The sequence below is a fragment of the Aquabacterium sp. A7-Y genome (genome assembly GCF_026153205.1).
Lineage (GTDB): Bacteria > Pseudomonadota > Gammaproteobacteria > Burkholderiales > Burkholderiaceae_C > Caldimonas.
In genome coordinates this window covers 1-15,676 of the sequence record NZ_JAPFBW010000062.1, presented here as the reverse complement: position 1 = coordinate 15,676, position 15,676 = coordinate 1, and the positions used below count along the sequence as shown (strand labels likewise).

14 protein-coding genes are annotated in these 15,676 nt (G+C 70.1%); 3 read left to right on the top strand and 11 right to left on the bottom strand.

Annotation, left to right across the window (positions count from 1 at the left end):
• Positions 1-245 precede the first annotated feature (245 nt).
• Positions 246-1,082 carry a rhodanese-like domain-containing protein gene (locus tag OOT46_RS30090; RefSeq protein ID WP_265407310.1) on the top strand — a complete coding sequence of 279 codons (837 nt, stop codon included), beginning with the start codon at positions 246-248 and terminating at the stop codon, positions 1,080-1,082.
• Entirely contained in the window at positions 1,082-2,041 is a 960-nt protein-coding gene (locus tag OOT46_RS30085; RefSeq protein WP_265407309.1) for a pseudouridine synthase, read from the top strand. The genes OOT46_RS30090 and OOT46_RS30085 overlap by 1 nt, the downstream gene beginning before the upstream one ends.
• Positions 2,042-2,078: 37 nt before the next feature.
• On the opposite strand, the gene OOT46_RS30080 is transcribed toward OOT46_RS30085, so the two are convergent.
• The 4 genes from OOT46_RS30080 to OOT46_RS30060 all read right to left on the bottom strand — a co-directional run bounded on the left by OOT46_RS30080 (position 2,079) and on the right by OOT46_RS30060 (position 7,379).
• A complete protein-coding gene (locus OOT46_RS30080) occupies positions 2,079-3,194 on the bottom strand; it encodes an ABC transporter substrate-binding protein (RefSeq protein WP_265407308.1) in 1,116 nt (371 codons plus the stop codon).
• Positions 3,195-3,232: 38 nt separating this feature from the next.
• Positions 3,233-4,792 carry a methyl-accepting chemotaxis protein gene (locus tag OOT46_RS30845; protein ID WP_322114310.1) on the bottom strand — a complete coding sequence of 520 codons (1,560 nt, stop codon included), beginning with the start codon at positions 4,790-4,792 and terminating at the stop codon, positions 3,233-3,235.
• 72 nt (positions 4,793-4,864) lie between these two features.
• Positions 4,865-5,326: a cache domain-containing protein gene (locus tag OOT46_RS30065; RefSeq protein WP_265407307.1), complete on the bottom strand. Its 462-nt coding sequence runs from the start codon at positions 5,324-5,326 to the stop codon at positions 4,865-4,867.
• 169 nt (positions 5,327-5,495) lie between these two features.
• Complete coding sequence (locus OOT46_RS30060) at positions 5,496-7,379, bottom strand: AI-2E family transporter (protein ID WP_265407306.1); 1,884 nt, start codon at positions 7,377-7,379, stop codon at positions 5,496-5,498.
• A 274-nt stretch (positions 7,380-7,653) separates the two neighbouring features.
• Between OOT46_RS30060 and OOT46_RS30055 the strand changes: the two genes are divergently transcribed.
• Positions 7,654-8,094, top strand: coding sequence for a hypothetical protein (locus OOT46_RS30055; RefSeq protein ID WP_265407305.1), 441 nt, complete (start codon positions 7,654-7,656; stop codon positions 8,092-8,094).
• Between the two features lie 18 nt (positions 8,095-8,112).
• Here OOT46_RS30055 and OOT46_RS30050 read toward each other — a convergent pair whose 3' ends face one another.
• The 7 genes from OOT46_RS30050 to OOT46_RS30020 form a co-directional block, all read right to left on the bottom strand.
• Positions 8,113-10,026, bottom strand: coding sequence for a methyl-accepting chemotaxis protein (locus OOT46_RS30050; protein ID WP_265407304.1), 1,914 nt, complete (start codon positions 10,024-10,026; stop codon positions 8,113-8,115).
• A 123-nt stretch (positions 10,027-10,149) separates the two neighbouring features.
• The gene (locus OOT46_RS30045) at positions 10,150-10,389 is read right to left on the bottom strand and encodes a hypothetical protein (RefSeq protein WP_265407303.1); all 240 of its coding nucleotides are present in this window, start codon (positions 10,387-10,389) and stop codon (positions 10,150-10,152) included.
• Positions 10,386-10,817 (bottom strand): hypothetical protein, encoded by a 432-nt coding sequence (locus tag OOT46_RS30040; RefSeq protein WP_265407302.1) that lies wholly within the window; start codon positions 10,815-10,817, stop codon positions 10,386-10,388. Before OOT46_RS30040 ends, OOT46_RS30045 begins: the two co-directional genes overlap by 4 nt.
• Before the next feature lie 245 nt (positions 10,818-11,062).
• Complete coding sequence (locus OOT46_RS30035) at positions 11,063-11,896, bottom strand: ceramidase domain-containing protein (protein WP_265407301.1); 834 nt, start codon at positions 11,894-11,896, stop codon at positions 11,063-11,065.
• Positions 11,897-12,064: 168 nt separating this feature from the next.
• A complete protein-coding gene (gene nadC / locus OOT46_RS30030) occupies positions 12,065-12,931 on the bottom strand; it encodes a carboxylating nicotinate-nucleotide diphosphorylase (RefSeq protein WP_265407300.1) in 867 nt (288 codons plus the stop codon).
• Positions 12,932-12,960: 29 nt separating this feature from the next.
• Positions 12,961-14,073: a quinolinate synthase NadA gene (gene nadA / locus OOT46_RS30025; protein ID WP_265407299.1), complete on the bottom strand. Its 1,113-nt coding sequence runs from the start codon at positions 14,071-14,073 to the stop codon at positions 12,961-12,963.
• A gap of 124 nt (positions 14,074-14,197) precedes the next feature.
• Positions 14,198-15,490, bottom strand: coding sequence for a hypothetical protein (locus tag OOT46_RS30020; protein WP_265407298.1), 1,293 nt, complete (start codon positions 15,488-15,490; stop codon positions 14,198-14,200).
• Positions 15,491-15,676: the final 186 nt, after the last annotated feature.

Sequence of the window (15,676 nt, the reverse complement as noted above, 5' to 3'; positions counted from 1 at the left end):
TTGTTTTCTCCTGAAGGAAGGAAAGGTCCTGACCCGGGCGCCGTGGCACCGCGCCCCCTCCGGCGCTCGCGGGCCTGGTTGCAGCTCGGGCAGCGCGGCCGATCATAACGTTACGGTATGACGGTGGACTGGGTCGAAACCCGGGTGTGTCCGGTCGCGCCCACAGGCTGGGCAATAGTTCTCGATCCGGCGCTCCGGCGCGACCCTTCCGGCAGGCCGCAGCCGGCTTGGCGACAATAGCGGGCATGACCCCCGATGCACCGGCTGCGGGCGCTGCTGCCCTGTTCCACCTCGCTTTCTACCGCTTCGTCAAGCTGGTCGACCCCGACGCGGCGGCCGCCCGCCTGCGCGAGCTGACACGTGGCCTCACCGGCAGTGTGCTGGTCGCGCCCGAGGGGATCAACGGGGTGCTGGCCGGCAGCGCGGCCGCAATCGACGGCTTCGAGCAAGCCTTGCGGGCCGATCCGGCGCTGGGCCCCGCCTGTGCCGGCATGCCCTTCAAACGCAGCGCCTGCCGCAGCCGGCCTTTCGGTCGCATGAAGGTGCAGCGCAAGGCCGCCATCGTGACGGTGGATGTGCCGGGGCCGGCGCTTGCATCACAGCGGGGCAAGGTGACGCCGACCGAGTGGCGCGAGCTGATCCGGCGCGACGATGTGGTGGTGCTCGACAACCGCAACAGCTTCGAATACCGGCTGGGCCGTTTTCGCTCGGCGGTTGATCCGCAGGTGCGCCGTTTCGGCGACTTCCCGGCCTTCGTCGAGGCGCAGGCGCCGGCCTGGAAGGCCGCCGGCAAACGCGTCGCGATGTACTGCACCGGCGGCATCCGCTGCGAGAAGACCAGTGCCTGGATGGAGGGCCTGGGCCTGGAGGTGCTGCAGCTCGACGGCGGCATCCTGAACTATTTCCAGGCCATGCCCGATGCCGAGCTCGACTGGGAGGGCGAGTGTTTCGTGTTCGACAACCGCATCGCGCTCGACACGCGGCTGCAGGAGACCGACACCACCGCCGAGCAGGTCTATGCCGACGAGCCCGACGGCGCCTGGCGTCTGCAGCGCGCGCGGCGCCTGGACGAGGCGGCCTGATGGGGCGGGTCCGTCCCGACTGCCCGCTGCCGACACGCGACGGCGTGAGCCCGAGTTGCCTGGTCCTGCCGGCCGGCTGCTGGCCGCGGCTTGCCGACTTCCTGGCCGTGCGTCTGCCGGCGGTCAGCCGCGAGGGCTGGCTGGAGCGCTTGCGCCGCGGCGAGGTGGCCGATGCCGAGGGCCGGCCGCTGCCGCCCGATGCGCCTTACCGCCCGCACCTGCGCATCTGGTACTACCGCTCGCTGGAGCGCGAGCACCGGGTGCCCTTCGAGGCGGAGCTGCTGTTCCGCGATGACCTGCTGGTGGCGGTCGACAAGCCGCATTTCCTGCCGGTCACGCCCTCGGGGCGCTACCTGCAGGAAACCTTGCTGGTGCGGCTCAAGCGCAAGCTGGGCATCGAGACCTTGTCGCCGGTGCACCGCATCGACCGCGAGACCGCCGGGGTGGTGCTGTTCACGCTGCAGCCGCGCAGCCGCGATGCCTACCAGTCGCTGTTCCGCGAGCGGCTGGTGGTCAAGCACTACGAGGCGGTGGCGCCGTGGCGGCCCGAGCCGCTGCCCGAGGTCTACCGGAGCCGGCTGGTGGAAGGCGACTCCTTCATGACCATGCGCGAGGCGCCGGGCGAGCCCAATGCCGAGACCGCGATCGAGCTGCTGGACGTGCGCGGCGAACTGGCGCTCTACCGCCTCAGCCCGGTGACCGGCCAGAAGCACCAGCTGCGCGCCCACATGGCGGCGCTGGGCCGGCCCATCCTCCATGATCAGATCTACCCGCGCCACCTGCCCGAGCCCGACCCCGACAGGCCGCCCGACTACAGCCGGCCCTTGCAACTGCTGGCCCGGGAGCTGGGTTTTCTGGACCCGCTGACCGGCGAGTGGCGCGAGTTCCGCAGCCGGCGCGAGCTGACGTGGGGCCGCGCCGAAGCGGCGCACGGCGGGCGCGACACGGCCATGGCCTGAACCGGCCGGCGCCGCAGCGGCTGGCCGGGCCCAGCCGTCAGTGCACCAGCTTGCCGTCGCCGTTGATCAGCGAGAGGTCGACCCGGCGTGGGCGTGGCGGGCGCTGGTCGCCGGCGCTGACCATCACGCCGCCTTCGAACTCGCGGCTGTTGAGCGCGGCCAGCGCGGCGGCTACCGAGCGGCCGCCGCCCGCCTGCGCGCCCCGCAGGCCTTCGACCGCGACCATCGCGTTGACATAGCCCTCGAGCGAGAAGTAGCTGTATTCGGACTTGCCGGTGTGGGCCCGCAGGTCCTGCTGGTACTGGCGCACGAAGGGCGAATTGGGCTGCTGCGGGTTGGGCATCACCTGCGTGATGATGACGCCGCGCGAGGATTCGCCGGCGACCTTGGCCAGGCCCTCGCCATTGACCACCGACAGCGCGTACATCGCGCCCCGCCAGCCGCCCTCGGCGGCCAGCTTGGAGACCATGGCGGCCGCGCAAGGCGTGATGCACAGCAGGGCCACCGCATCCGGCTTGGCCTGCCGGATCTTGCTCGAGACCGCGGCTGCGTCCATCGAGGTGGGGTGGACGGGGGCCTGCCCGACCACCTTCACGTGGTGGGCCGCGGCATGCTGCTGCAGGGCGCCGAAGGCGTCCTTGCCGAGCCCGTCGTTCTGCCAGACGGCGAACACCGTCGCCTGCCCGACGATGTCCATCTGGGCCAGCATCTGCTTGACCTCGTCGGCATAGCCCGCGCGCACATGGAAGATCAGGCGCTTGTCGGCGCTGCGCAAGGTGGACGAGCCGCTGATGGTGCCGACCAGGGGCTTGCCGGACTTCTGGATCAGCGGGTAGGCGGCTTCGACCTGGGAGGTGCCGGCCGACAGCACGAGCGCTTCGACATGGTCTTCTTCGAGCAGCTGGCGCACGTTGGCGACATGCCGCTCGACCTCGTAGCCGTCGTCCAGGGTCTTGAGCGTGACCTGGCGCCCGGCCACGCCGCCGGCGGCGTTGACGCGTTTCAGGTAGGCCTCGATGCCCGAGCGTATCGCCCGGCCCGCGGGCTCCAGCGGGCCCGACAAAGGGATCGACTGGCCCAGCACCAGGTCCTCGGCGGCCTGCACGGGAAGCGATGCCAGCAGACAGGCGAACAAGAAACTGATTCGGCGCATGCTCATGGACTCCTTGACGAATGAGGACAACGGGGCTTTCATCGCAGCTCCTGCGACAGCTTGAAAGAGCGCACCACCTCGGCGAGTTGCTGCGCCTGGCCCTTCATGCTTTCGGCGGAGGCCGCCGATTGTTCGACCAGGGCCGCGTTCTGCTGCGTCATCTGGTCGAGCCGCGCCACGGCCGTGTTGATCTGGCCGATACCCTCGTTCTGCTCCGAGGCGGCTGCCTTGATTTCGCCCATCATGTCGGTGACACGCTGGACCGAGCCGACGATCTCGTTCATCGTCGCGCCCGCGTCCTGCACCAGCGAGGCGCCGGCATGGATCTTCTCGACGCTGGCGCTGATCAGGCTCTTGATCTCCTTGGCCGCCTGCGCCGAGCGCTGCGCCAGGGTGCGCACCTCGCCGGCGACCACCGCGAAACCACGCCCCTCCTCGCCAGCACGGGCGGCCTCGACGGCGGCGTTGAGCGCGAGGATGTTGGTCTGGAACGCGATGCCGTCGATCACCGCGATGATGTCGACGATCTTCTGCGAGGCGGTATTGATCTCGCCCATGGTCGTGACCACTTCGGCCACCACCTGGCCGCCGCGGCCGGCCACAGCCGAGGCCGAGGCCGCGAGCTGGTCAGCCTGGCGCGCCGCGTCGGCGGAATGCGTCACAGTGCCGGTCAGCTCCACCATCGACGCCGCGGTCTGCTGCAGGCTGGCTGCGGCCTGCTCGGTGCGCATGCTGAGGTCGCGGCTGCCGGCGGCGATCTCGCTCGACGCGGTGCTGATGTTCTCGGTCGAGGAGCGCACCGAGCTGATGACGCTCCGGAGGCTGGCGGTCATGTGGCCCAGCGCCTCGACCAGGCGGCCGATCTCATCGCGAGAGCGGGGTTGGGGCTCGACGGTGAGGTCGCCCTTGGCGACCGTCTCGGCGATGCGCACGGCGGCTCGCAAGGGCACGGTGATGGCCCGGCTGACCAGCCAGGCACAGGTCACGGCACCCATCACGCCGATCACGCCGGCGATCAGCATCACCAGCTTGGAGCGCTTGGCACGCTCCGCCAGGTCGTCCATGGCCTGGCGCGCCGAAGCCCGCTGCGCCGCGGCGAATCGGTCGATCACCTCGCGACGTTGCAGCGACAGGGCATCGACCTTGGTGGTGATCAGGGTCACCGCGTCCTGCGGTTGGAAGGCGAGCGCGAACTGCATCGCCTGGGTACTCAACGGCGACATCTCGCCCTGCAGTTGGCGCACGCGCTGCAGCGCTGCGGTCTCCTCCTCGGAGCCGGGCGACTTCTGCAGCTCGTCGAGCGCCGCGAGGAAGCGCGCGTCGGCCTGCTTGGCGCGCGCCTCGTCCTTCTGCATCAACGAGGGGTCGTTCGCCAGGCCGATGTTGCGGATCGCGAGGTCGTACTGCAGGCTTTGGTCGCGCATGTCGGCGGCGACCGCGGAGCGCGCCGTCGCGCGCGCCAGGTGGGCTTCGATCTGGCGCAGGGAATGCGCCGCGTCGAGGTAGCCGACCGACGCGAGCAGCGCCACCAGCGCGGCCATGAAGCCGAAGCCGAGCACCAGGCGCTGCTTGACGGAGATGTTGTGGAGGAACTGCATGTCGAGAAACGGAAGTAGGCGGGGGTGAGCGGCTGCGCCCTCGTCCCCGTCGCTCGGCGCGGACGCCGGGTCTTACTTGTAGATGCCGACGGCGAAGCCGATCTCGCCGGCGGGTTCCACGTAGGTGGTCTTGGCTTCGATCTGCTTGGTGGTCGGGTTGGGCCACTTGTAGTCGACCCAGCCCGGCTTGCCGCTCTTGATCACCGCGACCAGCTCCTGCGCGAACAGCTTGCCGTCCGCGTCCTTCAGGTTGATCAGCGGCTTGCCGACCAGGTTGGTGTTGGCGCCGTGCGCCGTCACGAAGCCCTTGTCGCTCAGCACGAAGACGTACATGTCGCGGTCGACGAACTGGCCGGCCTTGTTGTTGATCTCGGCATAAGCCTTGTCCTGGCCCTGGCTGGCGTGGAAGGCGGCGGCCTTCTTGGCGAGCGCGATGGCTTCGGGCTTGGTGCCGCGGTCGCCGGCAAGCGCGGCGCCGGCCAGGATGGCAGCAGCCGCGAGGCCGGCGGAAAACTGGAGAACGGTGGTTTTCATGGAGGTCCTGCGAAGGGGGCGTTCAGGCGCTGGCGCGCCGACAGCGCGAAACGCGCGTCCGTTCAAGATATCGACGCTGCCGAGGGCCGCTTGAGACCCGGACCGGGTGCAGGCCGCCTCCATTCCGTGGTGCGTGTCACGCTGTGTCGGCGCGATCTGCCCGCGGGCCCTAGGCCGGCGTCGGACCGAGCTCGGCGGCGGTCTGCAGGGTGGAATCGGCGCGGATGGCCTCGCGTCCCGGCAGGCTGGCGCTGGCGAGCTGGGAGCGCAAGGCGCTCAGCTCCGTGCGTGCCTCGGCCAGTGTGGTCGTGACGCGGTCGGCACCAGCGGCCAGCAGCGAGCTGCAGGCGTCGGCGAGGTCGGTATGGCGCCCGAAGCAGGCCACCACCAGGCGCGGCGGCTGGGGCAGGCCGTGCAGCCGCTTGCACAGCAACTGCGCATAGCCGATGGCGGAGCCGCTGGCGAGCACGATGCAGGCCACCGGCGTCGGCCGCTCGTCGAGCGCGGCCACCACTTCCGACACCAGTGTCCCGGGGTCGCAGGTCTGCAGCGCGAAGCCCCCGGGCTCGAGCACGCGCTCCAGCAGCAGCGCCGCGGCCGCGGCCGAGGTGTCGCGCACCGGGACCACCAGCAGCGGCAGCGCCAGCAGCGGCGGACCTTCACGCTCCACGGTGCGCGGCGCTTCGGGAGCCTCGAGCTCGAGCGCCAGCTCGCGCACCGACTCGACGACGAAGTTGACATCGTCCTCGTCCAGCGCGTCGCGCTCCAGATCGCGCCGCGCGTAGCACAGTGCCGGCATCAACAGCTCGTCGAAGACGGCTGGCAGGCCCGCTGCCTGAACCTGCGCGGCGGCGACTTCGCGCGCCTCGTGCCGGTCACGTGCCAGCAGCCGCTGGTAGAAACGGGCGCCGGGCGCCAACGCGGGGCGATCGCCCAGCAGCGTGTCGAAAAACCGCAGCGCCGGCACATAGTGGCCGAGTACCACCAGACATACCGTCAGCGGCGTCGCCAGCAGCAGGCCGATGGGGCCCCACAGCCAGGTCCAGAAGGCCACCATCACCAGCGTCGCGGTCTCCGAGATGCCGATGCCGCGGCCGTAGAGCACCGGCTCCAGCAGCATGTTGCTGATCGTCTCGAGCACCAGGAACAGCCCCAGCACCTCCAGGGCCGGCATCCAGGTGGTGTTGATCACCAGGCTCAGCAGCAGCGGGAACACGGCGGCGATCCAGGGCCCGATGTAGGGCACATAACGCAGCACCGCAGCCAGCAGCCCCCACATGACGGCATAGGGCACACCGATCAGCCACAGGCCCGCTGCCACCGCGATGCCGTGGCCGGCGTTGATGGTGAACTGCATCAGCAAGTAGCGGCTGATGCGGTCGGCCGCCTCGTCGAGCATCTTGGTGGTGGGCACCAGGCGGGCCTGGCCCACCAGCGTGATGAGCCGGTCGCGCAGGTCCTCGCGGCGCAGCAGCATGAAGACCACCAGCACGAAGGCGAAGGCGACCATCGAGACCGGCTCGATGACCGGTCCGAAGGCATTCCAGAGCCGGCCCAGCTGGAAGGGCCCGCTGTCCTCGACCACCCGCACCGTGCGCGGCGTCTCGCCCTCGGGCGCCGGCAGCACCTGGGCCTTCTGCAGCTGGCGCGAGACGCGCGACATGATGCGCTGCAGCCGCTCCATCACGCCCGGGTCGTCGCGCTTGAACTCGGCGATCTTGATGTTGAGGTTGCGCTCGTAGCGCGGGAAGTCGTCGACCAGCCGGTTGGCCTGGTGCACCACGGTCCAGCCGATGCCGCCGATCAGGCCCGCGACCACCGCCAGCATCACGATCACCGCCGCGAAGCGGGGCACCCCGCGCCTTTGCATCGCGAGGATGGGCGGGCTCATCAGGAAGGTCAGCAGCAGGGCCAGCGCGATCGGGATCAGCACACCCTGCAGCCAGTAGAGCAGGCCCAGCATGATGGCGGCGCAGCCCAGCATCGCGAAGGCGCGCAGCCAGTTGGCGGGGGTGCCGAGGGCGCCGCCCATGGACAGCGGCGCGCGTTTCATCGTGCAGCCTCCACGGGATGGGGACCCGGGCGACTGCGGGGGCCGGCGGCCGGTGCGGGACCGCCGCGGGTCGCAGGAGTCGGCATGAAGGCCTTTCGGGAGCGCGGAGGGATGCGGCCGATGCTACTGCCGAGGCGGCGCTGCGCCGCTTCCCGCGCGCCTCGCGGCGTTGTCGGAGAGCGCCTACAACCGTGTTGTCTTTCGGGATGCGGGCAGGGCCTATAGTGTGGGCCCGCGCCGAGGGCGCAAGCGATGACAACCAGGACCAGACCAGATGGGTGAAGCAAAACGCAGAGGGCTGCAGCTCAGGCAGTTGGAGGCCGACCTGCGCGCGCGTGTCGCGGCCGGCGAGTTCGGCGCGGCCGGCCAGGCACAGAACTACCTCGTCGTGATCGACAAGTCGGCGCGTGGCCGAGACCTGCTGCAGGCTTTGCGGACGATGCCGGAGTTCCAGGGCCTGAAGCCCTTGTTCGAGGCCGAGCCCTTCCGGCTCTGGGAAACCTCGGCCCTGTTCCAGTACGTGCTGCTCAGCAGCGGGGACGCTTCAGCCGAGCAGCGCACCACGGTCGCCGCCACCACCGAGCGGCTGGTGGCCGAGGTGCTGCCGCGTGTCATGCGGCGGCTGCAGTCGGCCGGCGCAGCCTGGGGGCTGGTGGCCGGACTGGCCGACGAGGCCGCCCGGGCCGTCGAGGCGTGCCGCCCCGCGGCGGCGTGAGGCCCTTGGGGGCGGCCCTCAGGCAGCCTGCTCGTCGCGCTCGGCGAGCCGGAACACGCGGATCGCCGCCTCCAGCCGGGCCGCCTGCTCGCGCAGGCCGTCGGCCTCGGCGGCCGACTGCTGCACCAGCACCGCGTTCTGACGGGTCGCCTCGTCCATCGTCGCGACCGCCTGGTTGATGCCGGTCACACCCTCGGCCTGCTCGCCCGAGGCGGCCGAGATCTCGCCCATGATGTCGGTTACCCGTTGCACCGCATCGACCAGCTCGCGCATGGTCTTGCCGGCCCGTTCGATGTGGGACGAGCCGGCGCTGACCCTTTCATTCGATTCCTGGATCAGCTGCTTGATCTCGCGCGCGGCCTGGGCTGAGCGTTGCGCGAGCGAACGCACCTCGCTGGCGACCACCGCGAAACCCTTGCCCTGTTCACCGGCGCGCGCCGCCTCGACCGCGGCATTGAGCGCCAGGATGTTGGTCTGGAAGGCGATGCCGTCGATCACGCCGACGATGTCGGCGATGCGGGTCGCACTGTGCGAGATCGCGGTCATGGTCTCGACCGCCTGCTCCATCACGCCGCCGCCCTCGCGCGCCACGTCCGAGGCGCGTGCCGAGAGCCCGCGAGCCTGGCCGGCGCTCTCGGCGTTCTGACGCACCGAAGCGGACATCTGCTCCATGCTGGCGGCCGTGCGCTGCAGCGAGCCGGCCTGCTGTCCGGTGCGGCCCGAAAGTGCCTGGTTGCCTTCGGCGATCGCGTGTGAGCGGGCCAGGATCTCGTCACAGGAACGGCGCACCGCGTCGAAGGCCCCCTGCAGGCGCTCGACAAAACGGTTGAGCTGGTCGCCGATCTGGCCGATCTCGGAGCGGTCGGCGACGGCGAAGCGCGCCGTCAGGTCCAGGCTGTCGGTGATGGTCACGACACGCTCGCGCAGCTGGGCCAGCGGGCGCATCAGGCGCTCGACCAGGGCGTAGAGCAGCGCCAGGCCGACCAGCAGCAGGGCGCCGCCGGCCGCGAAGGTCCACCACTGGTTCGCGCGGATGCCCGCGGTCAGCTCGCGCACCGGCAGCTGCGCCACCAGGTAGCGCTGCAGGTCGGGCAGGTAGACGGCGCCGATGAAGTGCATCTGGCCATCGTCGAGCCGGACTTCGTGGACCGCCACGCCCCGGTCGGTGGTGCCCTGCCAGCCCCCGGCCACGAGCGGGGCGAAGCCGGCCGCCTTGGACAGGTCGAGCTTGCCGGCCTGGGCGGCGTCCGGGTGCACGTCGACGAGGCCGTTGGGCTTGACCAGCATCACCGTGCCGGACTCGCCGACGCGGTATTCGCGGATCAGGGTCGCGAGCTGGGCCATGTCGAGGCCGCCGCCGGCGACGCTCAAGGGCCGCCCGTCGGCGCCCTGGGCCTCGCTGCGGTAGTTGACGAACAGCATCACGCTTTTGCTGAGCGGGTTGCTGTCGAGGTTGAGTTCATAGGGGCGGCCGCTTTTCAGGTAGTTGAAGTACCAGCTGTCGCTGCTCGCGTCGGCCGACAGCTCGCGCCACTGCAGCTTGCCGCCCTCCCAGTGGTGGTAGCGCACGCCGCCGCCGGGCAGGGCCACCGCCATGAAGGCCGCGTTGGCCTTCAGCGAGCGCTGCACCTGCGCCATCGCGGCCTCGATCGCCGGCTGCTGGTCGAGCGGCGCGCCGGCTTCGATCCAGGCTTTCAGGTAGGTGTTGTTGGCCAGCCCTTCGGAGCCGGCGATGACCTTGTTCAGCTGCGCCTCGACGCGGCCCGCGATGCTGTGAAGCTGGGCCGGCAGCTCCTGGTCGCGAACGCGTTCGAGCTGTTCGCGCCGCGCCAGCTCGGTCTGGAACAGCACGACCAGCAGCACGGTCAGGGTGAGGATGAAGGCCGAAGCGGCGAAGTACTTGAGACGCAGGGAGGGAAGCTTCGAGAACATCGTGACTTTCAGAAGACGGCCGAACCCGGTGCACCTTCTGGATGCACCAGGCTGTGTCTTCTTTTCGTCGCTGATAACGCTTTCTTGATCAGGGTCTGCCCGCGGGTGAGAGACGGGGCCGCTTCATGGCTCCGGGCGGGCTTGCGGCGGCGGGTGCCGTTTCTTGCCCCACTGAGGCTCGATGCCGTGCTCGCGCAACTGCTTGCGCAGCGACCGGTTGTCCGCGGCCAAGGTGAAGAGGCTGATGCACACCATCAGCCAGCCCATGGCCTCGCCACCGAGCAGCTGGGAGAGCGCCCAGATGAACCCGGCCGCGGCCACCCCGGCGGCCAGCAACAGAAAGCGGTCGAGGAGGGTCTTCATGCCGTGGCTTGATATCGATAGAGGCTGCGGCCTGGCACCCCGGGGTCGTAGATGCCGGGATGCCGCGCCAGGTGCGACGCCAGCCACGGGCTGTTGACGCCTTGCCGCGTGGCCGACAGCAGCACATCCGCGATGCTGGCCCCGTTGCCCAGGCAGCGGCCTGTCGCCACGGCGAGGCTGCCGACGGCGGCACCCAGGTAGTAGGACGCCTGCATCGCCCCCAGGGTCGCCAGCTTGTCTGCCTTGAAGCCAGCCCCCAGCAGCTCCAGGACGGTGGTCTTGTACCCATAGGTGCGCATGTACAGTTCGAGCGCCTTGATCGAACCGAGGGCGAGCGTCATGTTGCCGAAAAGTTCGAGCGGCGCGGGCAGGTGAAGCGCCTCCATGTTCTCGCGGAAGTAGTCGTAGAACTTCGAAAAGTCAGCCATGTGTCCTCCCTCTCGGTGGTTGGTGCGCGCTCACATGGTGGCGTCTCCCATGCAATGACGCCGTCACGAAAGGTTTCCCCTTGCCGGCCTCACGGCTTCTTGTGGTGCGCCAGCCGCTGCAGGACCAGCTCGAATTCGACGCCGTTCGCGACGTTGCGGGCCGTGATGGTTCCGCCCATCTTGGCCATGTAGGTGCGTGCCGCTGTTCGGCAGGTGGCAGGACCCGGCCTGGAAGCGGCAGACGGTCAGTGTGCGGTGAGCATGCGGCGCACGGCGCGCTGTTCCTGTGGACAAACCTGTGGGCAAGCCGTGGGCGGACGGTGGACGGCCGGCGTGGTTCGGGCCGACCGGCAGTAAGCCTTCAGGACCAGCCATCCCGCGATGGCGGCCGCCAGGTGCTTCAGCGGGTGGCCGGCGACCAGGCCATCGGTCAGGGGCGCGAGCGCCGCATCGAAGTGCTCCAGCGCCTTGGCCAGGCCATACCAGGCGACCACGGGCAGGGCGGGAAACCAGCGTTGGGGCCGGCAGGCGAGCACGGCGAGCAGCAGCACGGCACCGCCCTGCAGCGCGAGATAGGGGGTCAGGTTGCCGCTGACCGACCAGTAGACCACGCTGGCGACGCCGAACATCGCGAGCGGCAGCAGGCTGTCGCGCCGGTCCAGCGCGAGCGCGACGACGGCGGCGAAGCTGAGCGTCATCGGCAGCCGGTCCCACACCAGGCTGAGGTCATCGGGGTGGGCGTGGTACCAGGCGCTGCCGATGCCGGTCAGCGCCAGCGACACCGCCAGGGTCCATGCCACCCGATGCTGACCGGAGCGTCCGGCCGCCGCTTCGGTGCGCTCGAGGCGCTTCAGCTGTAGCATGCCGGCCGCCGCCACGGCGACAAAGGCGAGGTTGGACAGCACGTTCCACAGGTCCTCCACCGGACCCGCGGCGACCGCGGCGGCGAAATGGTGGTAGGCCTGCGGCTGGGCCACTGGGGGCAACACGCAGGACAGCGCAAAGAGCACGGTCGCGAACAGGCAGGCCCGCACCACGGGACGCCGCACCGGGTGGCGGCGTGCGGGTGTTGTCGGCATCTCGATCTCCCCGAATCCGGGGCGCGCCGCCGTCGGCCGGGATGGCCGGGGTCGGCCTGCGCCGCGGGTGGGCGCATTGTTCGGCGTGCAGGGAGGCAGTCCTGCATTTATGTACCGAGTGCCTGAGAAATGAACCTTGGGTATTGCCCTGGGATACCGCGGGCGGCCTCAGAGGCGTTGCAGCACCCGCATCGAGTAGTCCACCGCCTTGAGGTCCTTGGTGAGGCGGCCGATCGAGATGCGGTCCACCCCCGTGGCGGCGATGCCGCGCACCTGCTCCAGCTGCACGCTGCCCGAGACCTCCAGCAGGGCACGGCCCTGGTTGACGGCCACGGCCTCGCGCATCTGCTCGGGCGTGAAGTTGTCGAGCAGCACGCTGCGCGCGTCGGCCGCCAGGGCTTCGCGCAACTGGGCGACGGTCTCGACCTCGATCTGGATGTCGACGCCCGATTGCAGCGCCTGCGCGTTGCGCAGCGCCTGGGTGACGCCGCCGGCGGCGGCGATGTGGTTTTCCTTGATCAGGATGCCGTGGTAGAGCGCCAGCCGCTGGTTCTGCCCGCCGCCGACACGCACCGCGTACTTCTGCGCCAGCCGCAGGCCGGGAATCGTCTTGCGGGTGTCGAGGATGGCGCAGCCGCGCGGGTTGGGCGAGGCGCCTTCGATCGCGTCGACATGGCGGCGCGTCAGCGTGGCGGTGCCGGACAGCAACTGCAGGAAGTTGAGGGCCGGGCGCTCGGCCGAGAGCAGGGCGCGCGCGTCGGACTCGATGTGGCAGACCGGCGTGTCGGCCGCCATGCGGGCACCTTCCTCGTAGTGCCAGTCGATGCGGGCGGCGCTGTCGAGCGTCTTGACGCAGCCTTCGAACCAGTCGCGCCCGCACAGCACCGCCTCCTCGCGCACCAGCACGCGGGCCTGCACACGCTGGCCCGCAGGCACCAGCCGGGCGGTCCAGTCCTGGCGGCCGATGTCCTCCATCAGGGCGTCGCGGATGTTGCGCTCGCGCGCCTCTTCCAGGGTTTCGTTGTTCTCGAACATGTGATCTTGTTGTTGAAGCAGGAAAACGCTCAGGCGGCCCCGACGTTGGGCACGAACCCCTGGGCCGGCTTGGCGATGCTGGCCGGGTTGCGGGCCACGAAATCGAGCATGCGGTCGATGCAGCCGAGCGCCTGGCTGCGGACCGGCTCGGGCACCGAAATCTCGCCGCTGCCGTGCTCCAGGCAGGCCACCACGCCCTGCAGCGCGTTCATCGCCATCCAGGGGCAGTGCGCGCAGCTCTTGCAGGTGGCGCTGTTGCCGGCGGTGGGCGCCTCGATCAAGGTTTTGGTCGGCGCCAGCTGGCGCATCCGGTGCAGGATGCCGTTGTCGGTCGCGACGATGAACTCCTGCGCGTCCGACTGCACCACCGCGTTGAGCAGCTGCGAGGTCGAGCCGACCACGTCGGCCTGGGCCACCACGCTTTTCGGCGACTCGGGGTGCACCAGCACCTTGGCGCCGGGATGGGCCTGTTTCAGCAGGTCCAGCTCCAGGCCCTTGAACTCGTCGTGCACGATGCAGGCGCCGTTCCACATGAGCATGTCGGCGCCGGTCTGCTCCTGGATGTAGCGGCCCAGGTGGCGGTCGGGCGCCCACAGCACCTTCTCGCCCTGGTCCTTCAGGTGCTGCACGATGGCCAGCGCGCAGGAGCTGGTGACCATCCAGTCGGCACGCGCCTTCACCGCGGCGCTGGTGTTGGCGTAGACCACCACCTTGCGATCCGGGTGGGCGTCGCAGAAGGCCGCGAAGTCCTCCGGCGGGCAGCCCAGGTCCAGCGAGCAGGTGGCGTCGAGGTCGGGCATCAGCACGCGCTTGTCCGGCGACAGGATCTTGGCGCTCTCGCCCATGAAACGCACGCCCGCCACCACCAGCGTCTTGCTCGGGTGATCGCGCCCGAAGCGGGCCATCTCCAGCGAGTCGGCGACACAGCCGCCGGTCTCCAGCGCCAGGTCCTGCAGGTCGCCGTCCACGTAGTAGTGGGCGACCAGCACCGCATCGTGTTTTTTCAGCAAGGCCTTGGCCCGCTCCTTCCAGTCGATGCGCTGCTCGGGGGTGAGTGCAGGGGGCACCTTGGCCCAGGCGTGGGCGGTGCAACTCGCGCCGGAGGCGTCCTGGCGCGTGTAGTCGAAGATCACTTGGGTCATGGCGAACGGCCGGGCGCTGACGCCCGTACAACAGCGGTCGTGGGTCGCGTTATGGTAGCGGAGCGGCCCGATGCGCCCGGCGCCAGGGCTATTGGCCCCGGGCCGGCGTCGCCAGTGGGGGCGCTCAGGCGAGCGACTTGTCGGCGTCGAGGATCTTGAAGCGGGCCAGTGCGAGGTTGGTGCGCTGCTTGTCGAGCACGGCAAGCAAAAACAGCTCGGCATGGGCCGCGACCGTGCGCAGCACCTGGTGGCGGCGCGACTGCGTGACGATGATCTCGTCGATGCGATCGGCTGGCTGGGTCTCGCGCGCGGCGCGTCGGTGGGCCTTCATCACCTCAGTCTGGGTGGCAGCGGCGAGCTCCAGGTTGAGGTCGCTGGCGTCGGCGGCGGTGCGCCCGGCCAGCACCAGGCCGCTGCCGCCGTCCACCACACAGCAGCCCAGCATGCCTTCGACACTCATCAGCTGCTCCAGCGTGCGCTCCAGGCGGGTCGCATCCGGCACCGGCCGGCGCCTCGTGTCGACCTGCACGACGTTGGGCGCGGCGGAGCCGGGCTTCTCGCCCGAGGCGACCCGGCCGATGACCGGCAGCCCGAGATCGGCCACCTTGATCGGGAACTCGGTCTCGCCCAAGGCCGTGGCCGGCTGGCGGGCCTCCCACTGGGGCCGCTTCTTGACCTGGTTCCAGCTGCCCAGCACGCTGTTCCAGACGCCCGAGGCGCTGGTCATCGGCTCGGTGGTGACCATCACGTTGAGGCGCGTCGGCCAGAGGTTGGACGCGATGCGCGGGGCGTGCTTGGCGGCCGAGTCGCACAGCATGAACAGCAGGTTGGGGCAGCGCCAGTCGGCGCCGCGTGTCGCGGCCAGCAGCATGTTCAGCATCTCGTCCAGCGCAGCGGCGGAGACCGGCGTCAGGACCACCGCGGTGAGATGGCTGCTGGCCATCAGCGCGATGGGGATCGCCTGCGCATCGCTGCTGAGGTCGCGCACGTCGGTGTGATAGATCTTGAGCGGTTCGTCGACCCGGCGCGGCAGCGCCGTCCGCTCGATGGTGGCGATCGTCGCCAGGGTGTTCTGGTGGCGCAGGCGCAGGCGCTCGACCGGCTGGCCGGAGGCTTCCGAGAGCGCCTTGATGACGCTGGAGGCCCACATGCGGCCCGGGTCGAACAAGGTGATCTGCCGGCTCGCCAGGCCCAGGTCGGCCCGGGTCGATGCCAGGTGCTGGCGGATCGCCTCGGAGGGCGAGCCGACCACAAAGAGGTCGCTGGTGTGCTTGTCGATGATCTGGCCGCGGTCGTTGACCTCGGTCGCCACGCTTTCCAGCATGGCGGTGGCGGCAAAGTCCGCGGTGTGCGCGGCCCGGCGGGCCTCGCGCGGGTCGGTGGGAGGGGCCAGGTCGCCGAACAGGGAACTGAGCATGGTGCGTCCTCGGGTACGTCGTGGTCGTGCTGCCGGCTGCTGGAGCACGTGGGATGCCTGCCCAGTATTGCCGGATCCGCCACCGCGCGGGCATCAGGCGGCGAACTCCCGTGCCAGTGTAGGCAGGGGCGGCCTGCGTCCCATCCCCCTGAAAGTGGGGGAGTGCCTGCGACGAGCGTGCCTGAG